This is a genomic window from Saccharopolyspora sp. NPDC002376 (assembly GCF_053593195.1).
The window spans coordinates 72,791-87,109 of the sequence record NZ_JBSFBZ010000014.1 but is presented as its reverse complement, the minus strand read 5'-3'; the positions used below and the strand labels follow the sequence as shown (position 1 = coordinate 87,109).

Here is a 14,319-nt window from a genome sequence, read left to right as displayed (position 1 = left end):
GTGGAGTGAGACGTGAACCGTTACGAAGGTCGGCGCGCACTCATCACCGGGGCTGGCTCGGGCATCGGTCAGGCGACCGTGCTCCGCGTGCTGGCTGAAGGCGGCAGCGTCGTGGCGGCGGACATCAGCGAGCAGGGCCTGGCGGACACCGTGAAGAAGGCCGGTGCGGACGCCGACCGGCTCACCGCGCTCGTGTTCGACGTCTCCGACGAGGAGTCGGTCAAGGACGTCGTCGCCAAGGCGGTCTCCGCGCTCGGCGGCCTCGACGTCCTGGTCAACGCGGCCGGGATCCTGCGTTCCGCGCACAGCCACGAGGTGACCCTCGCGGACTTCAACAAGATCCTCTCGGTGAACCTGGTGGGCACCTTCCTGGTGATCCGCGAAGCCATCCCGGCGCTGCTGGAGGGCAACGGCTCCTCCGTGGTCAACTTCAGCTCCACCTCGGCGGTCTTCGCGCACCCCTACATGGCGGCCTACGCGGCGAGCAAGGGCGGCATCCAGTCCATGACGCACGCCCTCGCCAGCGAGTACGCCAAGCGCGGCATCCGCTTCACCGCGGTGCAGCCCGGCTCCATCTCGTCGGGCATGACCGACGGCAGCGGCGCCAGCCGGTCGAGCGTGGGCCCGGGCCTGCCCGAGGACGCCGACATGTCCCTGTTCGCGAAGCTGGGCCCGGCCATCGGGAACGGCTTCGCCGGTCCGGAGACCGTCGCGTCGGTGGTGGCCATGCTCGGCTCCGAGGACGGCAAGTTCATCACGGGCACCGAGGTCCGCATCGACGGCGGGACGCACTTCTGATGTCGCTCGCGCACGACGCATAGACCCCGGAATTCCCCAGCGCATGAGACTGGGGTGAATCACCCGCTGGTCAGGACGGTTTTTCCCAGGGCACGATTGCTGGCGAGCTCCTCGAGGGCTTGCGGCATGTTGTCCACAGAGGACTTCCGGGCCAGCGGGTTGATTCGTTTTTCCAGCGCCAGCTCGAAGAGGTCGTCCTGGGCCGCCCGGACCAGTTCGGGTTGGTGCTCCAGGTAGAGCGACCAGTGCAGGCCGAGAACGCTGTAGTTCTTGACGAAGGCGTGGTCGAGGCGCGGTTGCGGGATCGTGCCGCTGGCGAAGCCGATCAGCAGGATGCGGCCTTCGAAGGCGATGTACTTCGTCGCCTGTCGGTACGCCTCGCCGCCCACTGATTCGAAGACCACGTCGGCGCCGTGCCCGTCGGTGATCTCGCGGACCGCTTCGATCACGTCCGTGCTGCTGCGGTCGATGACGTTGGTGGCGCCGAGCTCGCGCACGGTCGCCGCTTTGCGCGCATCGGACACGATCGCGATGACCTGCGCACCCGCTGCCACCCCGAGCTGCACGGCTGCTGTGCCGACTCCACCAGCCGCGCCGGTGACGACCAGCACTTCTCCCGGTTGGAGTTGGGCACGGCGGTGCAGGCCGAGCCATGGCGTCAGGTAGGTCAGGTGCAGGGCTGCGGCCGTGACGTCGTCGAGGTCCGAGGGCACGGCGAACGACGAATGTGCTTCCAGCAAGGCGAATTCAGCGAATCCGCCGTGCGGCAGGACCGGTCGGCCGACGACGCGACGGTGCAGCAGCTCCGACGAAGATCCAGGCCCGACTCGGTCGACGACCCCGCACAACTCCACGCCCGGCGTGAACGGAAGTTCGGGTTTCGCTTGGTACTTGCCCCGGCACAGCAGCACGTCGGCGAAGTTGCACGCGGCCGCCGTCACACGGACCCGGACCTGGCCGGGACCGGGTTCCGGTGCAGGAACCTCCGCGGTGGCCAGGACCTGCGCCGGTTCGCCCAGCTCGGTGACCTGCCACGCGCGCATCGTTGCGTGGTCCGCCATTCTTCTCCTCCGGATGATCATCGGTCGACGTCACTGTCAGGCCGAGTGAGATAGGTGAGCAGGGCACCGATTCCGACTGCTGGTCCGAGTGCGAGCACGAGCAGAGCTGCCGTCCAGGATGCGTTCTCGGCGAGGACGGGGACGAGGTAGATGGTCGCCGCGGTGGTCACGTACCCGATGGCCAGCTGGAACGAGACGGCGCTGCAGACGTAGCGCTGGTCGGCGTTCTCGGTGACCATCGCGGAGAACTGGGCGGAGTCCGCGATCACCCAGAACCCCCAGAACGCGCACACGGCGACGACCAGCGGCAACGGCAGTGAGTGGATGAACGCGAGCACGACGGCGGCTCCGCCTGAGCAGACCAGGCTGATCAGCGCGGACTGGGCTCGGCCGAAGCGGTCGCTGATACGGCCGCCGACGAGGCAGCCGATGGCCCCTACCCCGATGCAGACGAACGCGGCGAACGCGGCGTTCTGGGCGCCCTTCGCTGAGCCGGCGAATCCGTCGAGGCCGGCGAGGAATGTCCCGACCCAGGCCCACATAGCGTAGAGCTCCCACATGTGGCCCGCGTAGCCGATGTTGGCGAGCAGAACTCGTCGGCTCCGACCGGCCCGCAGCGCGGACTTGAGGTTGAACACCGACTTGGGGAAGGGGAACGGTCCCGAACCGCGGATGAGCAGCGTGGTCAACCCGCCTGCCGCGGTGAGCACGGAGGTCGCGACGATCACGAGCTGCCAGCCGAGACCACCGGCGGCCTTGACCAGCTGGGGTGCGGCGGAGCCCAGCGTGAGCGCCCCGATCATGACTCCCAGCGCGGTGCCGCGGCCGCGCTGGAACCACGACGACACTTCCTTGAGCGCCGGGGGATAGACGGCGGCGAGGAAGGCTCCAGTGAGCATGCGCAGCAGCAGCGCCACTGCGAAACCGGGAGCCCAGAGCAGGCCCAGGTTGACAACAGCGGCGCCGAGCGCACCTATGCACATCAGCCGACGGCCTGGCACGGCATCGGCGAGGCCGGTTGCGGCGAGGGTGAGGGCCCCGAGCACGAAACCCAGCTGCACCGCGATCGTCAGCAGCGAGCTCTGCCCGCTCGTGAGGTTCCACAGCTGCTGCAGTTGTGGAACGACGAACGACGCGGAGAACCAGACGCTCATCGACAGCAGCGTGGCCAGGGCGATCAGGCCCAGTGCCATCGCGGCAGGACGATTCCCGGCGGTGGGCGACGTGGTCAGGACCCTCACGTGTCAGCTCTCCGACTTGCGCCCGCGGTGCAGGTTCAGGGCGCGAACCCGGCCGAACGCGGCGATCACCCGGTCCACCGACTCCAGCACCGGGACACCGTGCGCGCTCGCCACGCTGCGCAGGACCCGGACCAGCTCGTCCTGCTCTGCGCTGTAGCTGCTGCGCAGCACGAGGACTGCCGGGACGTTCCCTCGATCAGCGGTGACGATGTCCTCGGTCATCGTCGTGAGGATCTGAGCTGCCTCGGCCGGGGCCTTCATGTCGTAGACCGTGCCCATGTCGGTGTAGGCGCAGACGCAGTCGACCGCAGGATCGGCGGCAACGGCCTCGACCAGCGCACCCATGAAGCTGCCGCTGTCGTCGAACATCGACCAGGTCGGGATGTCGATCGGATTGTTCAGGCTGCTCCCCGGTGCGTCGTAGGGGGCCAGCGCCCGGTCCGTCGCCTCGGCGAAGTGCGGCACGACGAGACCATTCTCGTAGGCGGTGTCGGCGCCCACGACGGCGACACCGCCCCCGGTGCCCACCAGGCCGAGCCCGTTGCCGGTGAACTCGCTGGCGTGCTGGGCGACGAGAAGGGTGTCGAGCAGCTCGTCGAGGCTGTTGACGAGAACCACGCCGGCTTCGTCGGCGGCGTCCCGCAGCAACTGCGGATCGCTGGCCAGGGCGCCGGTGTGCGAAGCCGCAGCTGCCCCGCCCGCGGCACTTCGCCCGCCCTTGAACAGCACCACCGGGGTGGTCATGGTGGAGGCGAGCGCGAAGAATCTCCGCGCGTCGCTGTCGGTTTCGAGGTAGAACGCGGCGACCTCGGTGTTGGGGTCGGCTTCGCAGAACGCCAGCAGCTCGGAGGGGGAGACGTCGTCGCAGTTGCCGACCGAGCTGGCGAAGCTGAACCGCAGGCCGAGTTCGTTGCCGCGGCGCACCACATCACCGGCGTATGTGCCGGACTGGGAGATCACCGCGATGGAGCCCTTCTCGTCCGAGGAGGCGTCGCGACCGATCATCGTCAGCTTCGAGTGCGGTGTGTAGTGGCCGATGCAGTTGGGTCCGAGGACGCGCATCGAGGTACCGGCCACGGCCTCGGCGAGGTCGCTGGTGTCCGCGGTCAGCACGTGCGCGGTTCTGGTGCCGCGGTCGGCGAGGTCGCGCAAGGCCTGCGGGACTGCGGCTGCTGGCAGGGCCACGACAGCGCGGTCGATGTTCTCGGGCAGCTCGCCGATCGCGCGCACAGCCGGGTGGCCGAGGATCTCGGTGGCGGAGCGGCTGACCGGGTGCATGGATCCGGCGAAACCCTGGTCAACGGCGGTGCGGACGGCGCGGTGCCCCATCTTGGTCGGGTCGGCCGAGGCACCGAGGACGGCGATCGATTCGGGGTAGATCGCCGGTCGGAGCTGCTCGTAGCTCTCGCCGGGATCCGGGAGGTCGAGGTCGACCGCGACGTCATCGGCGCGTGCCACGGCGCGGGCGTCGACGGCGACGATCGAGTCGGGCCCGACGACGATCGGGTTGAGGTCGATCTGGTCGACAGGTTCGGACAGCAGGAGTCCGTCAGCCCCGGCAACGCGAACCAGGAGATCGGCGAGCTGGGCGTGCTGCGCGGGGAACCTGCGGCGCAGAATCGCCCCGATCCTGGTGCGGTCGATGAGCCGCAGAGCTCCGTCAGCGGTGATGGGCGCCTGCGCGAACGCGACGTCACCCAGTGCCTCGACGTCGACACCGCCGGCCCCGACCATGACGATGGGACCGAATCCTGGATCGTGCAGCGCCCCGACGACGACTTCGAGCCCCGGGTCGACCATCGGCTCCACCGTCACCCCGCGAACCTCGACTCCGCGAGCTCGCTGTTCGGCGAACAGGGTCTCCACAGCCGTGGCAACCTGATCAGGCGCGACGTCGAGCAGGACCCCGCCGGCCTTGCTCTTGTGGACGACGCCGTCGGCGACGAGCTTCACCGCGACGGGGCGCCCGGTGCTCATCGCGACCGCGGCAGCGGCCTCGGGAGTCCCGGCGAACGTGACGGGATTGGCCGGAATTCCGTGGCGAATGGCGAGATCTCGGATCGTGTCTTCGCGCAGGCGCAGGTCGACGTCGGTGGGTAGTTCGGTGGCAGTCACGCAAGTACCTCGGCAATCCTGTCGTGGAGTTCCTCGGGGTGATCGGGATAGGTGGGCGGTCGTCGTTCCAGGAAGGAGCGGACGCCCTCGTCGCCGTCCGGAAGCGACTGGACCAGGGCGGCCAACTGCGGTTCGGCCGCCCGACCGGCATCGCTGCCGTGGCGAAGGCTGTGCAGGAGACCGGCTTTGACCGCAGCGACGACCGCGGGGGAGACCGACGCGATCGATTCGGCCAGTGCGAGAGCGCCTTCGAAGGCTTCGTCGTGGATCTCGGTCACGAACCCGTGCCGACTGGCCTCTTCAGCGCCGAACGGCGCGGCGGTGGAGAGCCAGCGGTAGGCAACGGGGTAGCCGACGAGGTCCAGCAGTCGGCTCAGCTGGCCACCGACCGGTACGAGCCCGATGGCCGCTCCGACGCCGCAGAACCGCGCGCCGCGTGAGGCAACGCGCAGGTCGCAGTTGAGCGCGAGGATGAAACCGGCGGCGTAGGCCGGGCCGTCGATCGCGCCGATGACCGGCGTGAGGATCTCCGACGGCCGGGTGAATGCCGCATTGGCGACGGGATCGCCCGCGATCTCCGGGTTGTCCAGCACTTCCTGCAGGTCGTGGCCGGAGGAGAAGCATCCGCCGGTGCCGGTCACCACGATCGCCCGCACTGCGGGGTCGGCGTCGGCCCGGTCGAGCTCGTGCAGCAGTGTCGTCGTCATGGGGCCGGTGAAGGCGTTGCGCTTGCCTGCGTTGTCGATGGTCAGGACGCGGATCGCGCCCTTGTCGGACACGCGGATTCCGGGTGGCATGGGGCTCCTGTCTGGTCGTGCGGAGCGGCTCAGTTGTGCTGCGAGCCGACCGCCTCAGCTGCGGAGGGCACGGTGATGCGGGTGTCGTCCTCGCGACGAGCAGGCCTGAGCAGGTGGGCGAGCAGGCTGCCGACCACGACGACGGCGAGGTTGATCACGAGCGCGGAGATCGCGATGTAGATTGGGCTGGACAGGAAGAAGGGGACTGCCGTCGAGCCGCCGAACGGCGAGCCGGTGTCGGTCTTGACCTCGTAGGCGGCCCAGGTGCCGTAAACCACCGAGACCAGCAGACCCGCGAGCAGTGCGCGCCGGTCGGCGAAGCGCTTGGTGAACAGCCCGAACAGCACGGTCGGGAGCGTCTGCAGGATCCAAATGCCGCCGAGGAGCTGGAAGTTGAGCGCGAACGTCGTGTCGAGGGTGAGCACGAAGACCAGGGCGCCGACCTTGACCAGCACCGAGACGACCTTGGAAACCAGGGTTTCCGACTGGGTGCTGACCGCTCCGCGGGCGAACTGGCGGTAGAGGTTGCGGCTGACCAGGTTCCCGGCCGCGATGGCCATGATGGCCGCCGGTACCAGCGCGCTCATGGCGATCGCGGCGAAAGCGACGCCGACGAACCAGGGCGGGAAGAACTCCGACAGCAGTTGCGGCACGACGTACTGCGGGTTGCCGCCTTGCGGCTTGATCCCGACGGCGAGCGCCATGAGCCCGAGCAGACCGACGAAGCCCAGCAGAACAGTGTAGATCGGCAGGACCGACATGTTGCGGCGCACGGTCTTGGCGCCTCGGGAAGCGAACACGCCGGTGATGGCGTGCGGGTAGAGGAAGAACGCCATGCCCGAGCCGAGCGCGAGCGTCATGTAGACGTTCGGGTTGACCGCGACCGCTGGATCGGCGTTCGACGGCGTCGTGGATTTGGTTGCGAGCGCTTGCGAAGCGCTGTGGAAGATGTTGTCGAAACCACCGAGTTTGATCGGGATGTAGATCACGGCGACGATCACGACGAGGTAGGTCAGGCCGTCCTTGACGAAGGCGATGAGCGCCGGAGCCCGCAAACCGGAGGAGTAGGTGTAAGCCGCCAGCACGCCGAAGGCGATCAGCAGCGGGAGATCGCGCATCAGCCAGTTGCTGGCCGCCGAACCACCGATGCCGAGCGAGCCGAAGATGACCTCGAGACCGACGAGCTGCAGCGCGAGGTACGGGAGCGTGGCCAGCAGGCCGGTGAGGGTGATTGCGAGGCTGAGCGACTTCGACCCGAACCTGTCGTTGACGAAGTCGGTGAGCGTGACATAGCCCTTCTTGTGGGACAGCGACACCAGTTTCGGCAGGAACAGGAACCCGAGGGCGTAGAGCACGATCGCGTTCGGCACGGCGTAGAAGCCGAAGGCACCCATGCTGTAGAGCGCGGCAGGCACGGCGATGAGGGTGTAGGCGCTGTAGAGGTCTCCGCCGAGCAGGAACCAGGTGATGAAGGGACCGAAGGTGCGTCCGCCCAGCGCCCACTCGTCGAGGTTGTTGGCATCCGAGGCTTTGCGCCATCGACTGGCGACGAATCCCATCCCGGTGATCAGGACCAAGAGGGCCAGGAAGACCGCGAAGGTGACGGCGTTGAAGCTCATGCTCTGTCCTCACCATCGTCGTCGCCGGTGAACAGCAGGCGGAACACGGTGCTCGTTCCCATGGCAGCCAGCACCGCCATCGCCATCTGGAACCAGTAGAAGAAGGGAATGCCGATGAGCGTGGGGCTGGTTCGCTGGTAGAGCGGTACGGCCAGTGCCAGCGCCACCGGAACGAGGATCAGCATGCCGCTCAGGACGATTCGCAGCGCACGGGCGGTTTTGGCCTGCGACGGACCGGATGCATCGCCCATCGGGACTCTCCTTCGAGTCTGGGTGGTTGCCTGGGGGGAAGCGGGCCGCTTGCGCGCCTGCGGCCTGTGCGTGATCAAGCCTCGTGGAACCTGGGGATCGACCTGGCTCGGCAGGGATGCGGGCTGAACGTGTGCCGAAACGTTAAGGTGGCGGCGTAATCCACGTCATGCGACGAATCGAGAAGTTCCGCGCGATCGGTTCTCGGAATCTACAACTGCGCGTCTCGGCGCTTGTTTTTGATCTTTGTCTTTGCTGTGCTCAGCCGCCGCGTATTGGCATACATCAAGTGGGGCACCCGCAGACCAGGCGGACGCTGAGGTTCCGCCACCCGCACCGCCATGCAAAACGAGTTCGAAACAGGTTCTCAGGCTGGCGGGGCTGAATCGAACAGGCGCAGGCCGAGGGCGAGCAGGAGGAGGTCGTCGGTGGTCGACGGATCGCGCCGGGTCAGCGCGTGGATGCGGCGGAGCCGGTAGACGACGGTGTTGGGGTTGACGGTGAGCTCGGCAGCGGCCTTGGTCAGGTTGAAGTTGGCGTTGACGTAGGCGCGCAGCGTCGCCAGGAGGTCGGCGTTCTTGCGCCGGTCGTAGTCGACCAGCGGCCGGACCGTTTCCTCGAGCAGGGCGTCGGCGTGCGTGGTCGCGCGCAGGATCTGGTCCAGCAGCACATCGGCGAAGCGAACGGCTCGACCGGGCTGGTGGATGGAGAAGCCCAGATCAGCGGCCTCGCGGGCCTCAGAATAGGACTGCTGGACCCCGGCGATGCCCTCGGTGATCCGGCCGAGCCCCACGGTCCAGTCGCGCACGGATGCGGCGATCTCGTGGCCCGCTTCCCCGATCCGCGATTCCTCGTCGGCGTGGTCCAAAGCGCAGATGGCGACGACTTCGGTGTCACGAGCGCCGACGAGGAAAGTGCTGCACAGCGGCGAGAGTTGGTTGCGGGCGGCGCGAACGGCGGCTTGCAACCCGGTGAGCGGATCGTCGCGCTGGGGGACCTGCACGACGACCACCAGGACCGCCCCGCGCAGCGTCATCGCGAGCACTGCTTTCTGCCGGCGAGCTCGTTCGTTGACCGGGTCACCGGTCAGCAGGGTCTCCAGCACGTCGGTGCGCAGAGCTTGACCGTCGATCGCGGCCGTCGTGGATTCCCGCACGTAGGCCTGGGTGAGGCTGAACGAGACGCTGTCGAGGTAGCTCATCATCGCGTCGGCGGCTTCGATGGCGAGCTGCCTGCCGATCTCGTCCTCACCGGCGAGCTCGGCGATCGTGCGCCAGATGTGCTTCCCCCACAGCCGGTATGTCCGCAGCAGGGACGGCAGGCTGACGTGCTGGTGGACGCGGCGGGCCGCGGAGCGCCCGATCCACTCGTTGTCGTGCTCGGAGATGTCGAAGCCGGTCTGGAAGGTCTCGACGAGGTACTCGATGTTGTGGACCGCGGCCTCGGTGACGTCGCGGATCAGGACCGACTCCGGCAGCTCCCGGTAGTCGGAGATGGCGATGCGGTACTCCTCGACCAGGTTGCTCGCCAGCTCGTGACGCCGCGCGTGGACCTGCTGCAGTACACCGCGCCGACGCTCGGTGTGGGCATCCGGGGCGTTGCGCTGCTCAACGGTCATGATCACACCCCGCGGGACGGCTCCGGCAGCCCCGGTGGTCGCCGGAATGCGCAGCCAGTCTGCCACGCGAGAGGCGACGCGGTCTCGTACAGAACGAGAGAACTTCGGCGGAAACTTCTCGGTCTTTCTCATGACGTGGGTTACGCCACGGCTCTAACGTCCGAGTCGGTTGCCGGGTTCTCCCGGCCGAGCTTCGAGCGGCGGATCTTCCACGCCGTGTTCGCCCTGAAGCCGAGAACGACGACATGGCCGCTTTCCACGACAAGCACGCCAACCGCTCCCACCGTCGCCGCAGGGGTTGGCGAGCGGGGATTCGCAAGGACGTCCCGTCCGGACATCACGCATTCGGAACAAGGAGAATTCGATGGGCATTGACGAGCGTCGCACCGTCGTCACTCCCGGCGCGGAACCGCGACCGATCGGCGAGTTGCCGCCGGTCGGCGTCGTACCGCCCAAGATGCACGCTCAGGTCGTCCGGCAGAGCCGCTACGGCGACCCGGCCGAGGCCTTCCGGCCCGAGCTGGTCGACACCCCGCGCATCGGCCCGGACGAGGTCCTGATCGCGGTCATGGCCGCCGGGATCAACTACAACAACGTGTGGGCCGCCCGCGGATATCCGGTCGACCAGGTCGCCGTCCGGCAGAAGCGCGGCGAACCGGAGGACTTCCACATCGGGGGCTCCGACGCGGCGGGCATCGTCTACGCCGTCGGCGACGACGTCACCAACGTCGAGGTCGGCCAGCACGTGGTCGTCCACCCCGGCGTCTGGGACGCCGACGACCCGTGGATCGCCAGCGGCAAGGACCCGATGATCGCGCCGAGCGCGAAGATCTGGGGCTACGACACCAACTACGGCGCCTTCGGGCAGTTCGCCCGGGCGCAAGCCCACCAGGTCATGCCGAAAGCCGAGCACCTGTCCTGGGAAGAGGCGGCAGCCCCCACGCTCGTGGGCACGACCGCGTACCGAATGCTGCACGGCTGGGCGGGGAACACCGTGCAGGAAGGCGACCTCGTGCTGGTCTGGGGCGGTTCCGGCGGGCTCGGCACCCAGGCCTCGCAACTGGTCAAGGCCGCCGGAGGTCGCGCGATCGCCGTCGTCTCCGATGACGAGCGCGGTGCCTACGCGATGAAGTGCGGCGCGATCGGCTACATCAACCGCCGCGATTTCGGCCACTGGGGCGTGCCGCCGCTCGTCGACGACAAGGCCGGGCAGAAGGAGTGGTCGGCCGGCGCCCGCGCGTTCGGCAAGAAGGTGTGGGAAATCGCCGGATCCCGCGAGGACCCGGCGCTGGTCTTCGAGCACCCCGGCAGCGCCACCATTCCCACCAGCATCTTCCTCTGCCAGCCGGGTGGCATGGTCGTCATCTGCGCGGGGACCACGGGATTCGACGCCATGGTCGACCTCCGCTACCACTGGACCCGGCAGAAGCGGCTCCAGGGCTCGCACGGCACCAACGACGAGCAGGCCTACGCCTACAACGACCTCGTTCGCAACGGCCGGATCGACCCCTGCGTGGGCCGCACCCTCCCGTTCACCGATATCCCCGCAGCGCATGCCGCCATGGGGCGAGGCGAGGACGTGTTCGGCAACGTGACCATCCTCCTGGGAGCGAAGGAACCCGGGCTCGGACGTGCCTGACCGAACGGGCGCGGGGACGCTGCGTCCCCGCGCCCCGCGGTGATCTGATTCCGCACCCCGGCAAGCCCGCACGAGGCGGATGTCCGAAGGGGAGAGCATGATCTCGGCTGATGATCTGGGCATTTTCCTGGAAGTGGCACGTCGGGGCCGGCTCACCGAGGCTGCCAAACACCTCGGCCTGAACCACGCGACCGTCGGACGGCACATATCCAAACTCGAGCGCAGTGTGGAACAACGCTTGTTCCACCGAGATCCCTCGGGCTGGAGCCTCACCACTGCGGGCAACCGCCTGCTCGGCCACGCCGAAGCCGTCGAAGCGGCAGTAGTGGCGGCTCGTGAGGACTGCTTGCAGACCAGCCAGCACCTCACCGGCTCGGTCCGACTGATCGTCCCCGACGGATTCGGCACCTTCCTGGTCGGGCCCGGGCTCGGCGAGTTCCGGTCCGCATTTCCGGGGCTGTCCCTGGAACTGGTCATCGCCAACGGCCACACCTCGCTGAGCACGCGGGAATTCGACCTCGCCGTCACCATCGAGCGGCCGGTCACGCGGGCGGTGAGCAGCGTCAAGCTCGCCGACTACGAACTGCGCCTCTACGCCGCACCGGAGTTCTTGCGCGCCCGGCCACCAATCCGATCGCCCGACGACATCAGCGAGGACGCGTTCATCTGGTACGTCGACGACGCCCTGGGCACGCCGACGCTGGAGACCCTCTACCGCGCAGTGCCGGCCGCGCGACCCATGTACCAGACCAACACGATCTCCGGCCAGATCTCTGCAGCACAACAGGGTTTGGGCCTGGCTTTCCTGCCGTCGTGGATAGGTGACGCCACGCCGGGCCTTGAACGCGTCGACGGCTTCCGGCACGCCGTGCCGCACAGCTACTGGTTGCTCGTGCCGCGCAACTTGATGCGCCTCGCTCGCGTTCGCGCGACGACCGGCTTGCTGGAGCGTTTCGTCGAAAGCTGTCCCGGACTGGACCTGGCAGGCGGCTGACGGGGCCTGTGCAGAAATGCAAAGCACTGTTGGAATTTCCTCATTGAACAGCTCGCGCAACGCTGATTTCCTGAGTTCCAGGCACGTTTCGGGGTGCACCCGCGAGTCAGCGGCCCAGCACCACCCTCCTTCTGAAACCACGACGGTGAAAGCCGGCCAACTCGGTTCGGCCGTGGCCAGAACGGTGTTCTCAACATGGCGCAAGCAATGACGCGGCGCACCAACTCCGTGCGCATGGTCGCGATCGGCAGTTTCGTCGGCACCACCATCGAGTGGTACGACTTCTTCCTCTACGGCACCGCTGCGGCGCTGGTGTTCAGCCCGCTGTTCTTCCCCGACGTCACCCCGGCGATCGGACTCATCGCCGCCTTCGGCACCTACGCCGTCGGATTCCTCGCGCGCCCGCTCGGCGCGTTGATCGGCGGCCACTTCGGAGACCGCATCGGCCGCAAGGCCATGCTGGTCACCTCGCTGATCACCATGGGGGTCGGCACAGCCCTCATCGGTGCTTTGCCCACGTACGACCAGATCGGCGTCGCAGCTCCGCTGCTGCTCGTCGCGCTACGACTCGTCCAAGGATTCGGTGTCGGCGCCGAATGGGGCGGTGCTGCCCTCATGTCGGTAGAGACCGCACCGGCACACCGTCGCGGTCTCTACGGCAGCTTCACCCAGATCGGAGTGTCGGGCGGCATGCTGCTGGCGGTGGGGGCGTTCGCCATCGCGCGAACTTCCCTCAGCCCGCAGGACTTCCTCGCTTGGGGATGGCGCATTCCGTTCCTCGTGAGCGGTGTTCTGGTCGTCGTCGGCTTCGTCATCCGCACCCGGCTCGTCGAACCGGAATCCTTCGCGAAGATGAAGGAGGACAGCACCCTCTCGGAACGACCGCTGGTGGACGTCGTCAAGAAGGAACGCCGCGCGGTGTGGCTGTCCGCGGGAATGCGACTGTCCCAGAACGCCGTCTACTACCTCTACACGACCTTCGGCATCGCCTACATCGCCCGCTCGGTCGGCGAGGACTCGAACATCGGCCTGCAATCGGTCCTCGTGGCCTCGGCGATCGGCCTGGTCTCGGTGCCGCTGTGGGCCCGTTTGTCCGACAAGTGGGGCCGTCGCCCGCTCTACCTGTTCGGCACCGTCACGAGCGCTCTGTTCATCGCGCCGTTCTTCCTGATCGCCGATACCGGCAACGAGTTCCTCATCACGCTCGGCATGGTCGTCGGCGTGAACGTCTTCCACGACGCGATGTACGGCCCGCAGGCCGCGTTCTTCACCGAGCTGTTCTCCACCGGAGTCCGCTACAGCGGCGTGTCCCTGGGCTACCAGTTCGGATCCGTCATCTCCGGTGGTTTCGCCCCGCTGATCGCAACGAGCCTGCTGGCGCTCAACGACGGCCGGCCCTGGCTCGTCGTCGCCTACTTCCTCGTGCTCAGCGCGATCACCGGCGTCTGCGCCTACCTCGCACCCGAGACGTTCCGCCGCACGCTCGGTCCTGCTGAGCGGGCCAGCACGATGCCGACCCCTTCACGAACTTGACATTCCTCGCACGACAACCGTTTTCGCGTACCGATAGGAGAATCTCGTGACCGAGACCGCCAACGTCATCAACGGCGTCGACCGCGATGCCCTGAACGCAACTCTCGACGCCGTCCGGGACCAGCCCGAACTCGCCCAGGTCACCTTCACCCTCGGGGCGAACTGGGCCGGCGGCTGCCGCCAGACCGCCACCACCGGCGAAGTCCGCCAAGCCGGGAACCGCGTCGAGGAGCGGACCGCGCGCTACACGCTGGAGTCCGACGAGCCCGCCGCCCTGCTCGGCACCGACACGGCGGCCAGCCCGGGGGAGTACGTCCTGCAAGCCCTCGCCAGCTGCTACGCCGTGACCTACGCGGCCAACGCCGCTGCCCGGGGCATCGAACTCTCGTCGCTGCGGCTGGACATGGAGGCCGACTTCGACCTGCAGGGCTTCCTCGGGCTGGACAAGTCGGTCCGCCCAGGTGCGCAGGAGATCCGGGTGACGGTGCACGCGGAGTCCCCGAACACCTCCCGGGAAGGCCTGCAGGAACTCACCGAAGCGGTCCAACAGCGCTCGCCGATCCGCGACACCCTCGCCAATGCGGTGCGCGTGTCCACCGTCCTCGCATAGATCCGACGCCGCCCCACCGAGCCAGAACCGTTACCAGCACAGGAG

Annotated in this window: 12 protein-coding genes; 5 read left to right on the top strand and 7 right to left on the bottom strand. The window is 67.9% G+C overall.

Going from position 1 to position 14,319, the window contains the following annotated elements:
- The first annotated feature begins 12 nt into the window (after nucleotides 1–12).
- On the top strand, nucleotides 13–798 hold the full coding sequence (locus ACWCO2_RS12555) for an SDR family NAD(P)-dependent oxidoreductase (protein WP_450127849.1): 786 nt from the start codon (nucleotides 13–15) through the stop codon (nucleotides 796–798).
- Between the two features lie 59 nt (nucleotides 799–857).
- On the opposite strand, the gene ACWCO2_RS12550 is transcribed toward ACWCO2_RS12555, so the two are convergent.
- From ACWCO2_RS12550 to ACWCO2_RS12520, 7 genes are all read right to left on the bottom strand, one after another.
- Entirely contained in the window at nucleotides 858–1,859 is a 1,002-nt protein-coding gene (locus tag ACWCO2_RS12550; protein ID WP_450127848.1) for an NADPH:quinone oxidoreductase family protein, read from the bottom strand.
- A gap of 17 nt (nucleotides 1,860–1,876) precedes the next feature.
- A complete protein-coding gene (locus tag ACWCO2_RS12545; RefSeq protein ID WP_450127847.1) occupies nucleotides 1,877–3,052 on the bottom strand; it encodes an MFS transporter in 1,176 nt (391 codons plus the stop codon).
- 51 nt (nucleotides 3,053–3,103) lie between these two features.
- A complete protein-coding gene (locus ACWCO2_RS12540; protein WP_450127846.1) occupies nucleotides 3,104–5,215 on the bottom strand; it encodes an acetate--CoA ligase family protein in 2,112 nt (703 codons plus the stop codon).
- Entirely contained in the window at nucleotides 5,212–6,012 is an 801-nt protein-coding gene (locus tag ACWCO2_RS12535) for an enoyl-CoA hydratase/isomerase family protein (protein ID WP_450127845.1), read from the bottom strand. The genes ACWCO2_RS12540 and ACWCO2_RS12535 overlap by 4 nt, the downstream gene beginning before the upstream one ends.
- A 29-nt stretch (nucleotides 6,013–6,041) precedes the next feature.
- Nucleotides 6,042–7,631, bottom strand: a complete 1,590-nt coding sequence (gene mctP, locus ACWCO2_RS12530) for a monocarboxylate uptake permease MctP (RefSeq protein ID WP_450127844.1) — start codon at nucleotides 7,629–7,631, stop codon at nucleotides 6,042–6,044.
- Nucleotides 7,628–7,882: a DUF3311 domain-containing protein gene (locus ACWCO2_RS12525; protein WP_450127843.1), complete on the bottom strand. Its 255-nt coding sequence runs from the start codon at nucleotides 7,880–7,882 to the stop codon at nucleotides 7,628–7,630. Before ACWCO2_RS12525 ends, mctP begins: the two co-directional genes overlap by 4 nt.
- 365 nt (nucleotides 7,883–8,247) lie before the next feature.
- A complete protein-coding gene (locus tag ACWCO2_RS12520) occupies nucleotides 8,248–9,498 on the bottom strand; it encodes a PucR family transcriptional regulator (RefSeq protein ID WP_450127842.1) in 1,251 nt (416 codons plus the stop codon).
- Nucleotides 9,499–9,862: 364 nt separating this feature from the next.
- Between ACWCO2_RS12520 and ccrA the strand changes: the two genes are divergently transcribed.
- The 4 genes from ccrA (at nucleotide 9,863) to ACWCO2_RS12500 (ending at nucleotide 14,274) form a co-directional block, all read left to right on the top strand.
- A complete protein-coding gene (ccrA, locus tag ACWCO2_RS12515; RefSeq protein ID WP_450127841.1) occupies nucleotides 9,863–11,137 on the top strand; it encodes a crotonyl-CoA carboxylase/reductase in 1,275 nt (424 codons plus the stop codon).
- 97 nt (nucleotides 11,138–11,234) lie between these two features.
- On the top strand, nucleotides 11,235–12,131 hold the full coding sequence (locus tag ACWCO2_RS12510; RefSeq protein WP_450127840.1) for a LysR family transcriptional regulator: 897 nt from the start codon (nucleotides 11,235–11,237) through the stop codon (nucleotides 12,129–12,131).
- A gap of 195 nt (nucleotides 12,132–12,326) precedes the next feature.
- Nucleotides 12,327–13,664 carry an MFS transporter gene (locus ACWCO2_RS12505; RefSeq protein WP_450127839.1) on the top strand — a complete coding sequence of 446 codons (1,338 nt, stop codon included), beginning with the start codon at nucleotides 12,327–12,329 and terminating at the stop codon, nucleotides 13,662–13,664.
- Between the two features lie 46 nt (nucleotides 13,665–13,710).
- On the top strand, nucleotides 13,711–14,274 hold the full coding sequence (locus tag ACWCO2_RS12500) for an OsmC family protein (RefSeq protein WP_450127838.1): 564 nt from the start codon (nucleotides 13,711–13,713) through the stop codon (nucleotides 14,272–14,274).
- The last annotated feature ends 45 nt before the right edge of the window (nucleotides 14,275–14,319 follow it).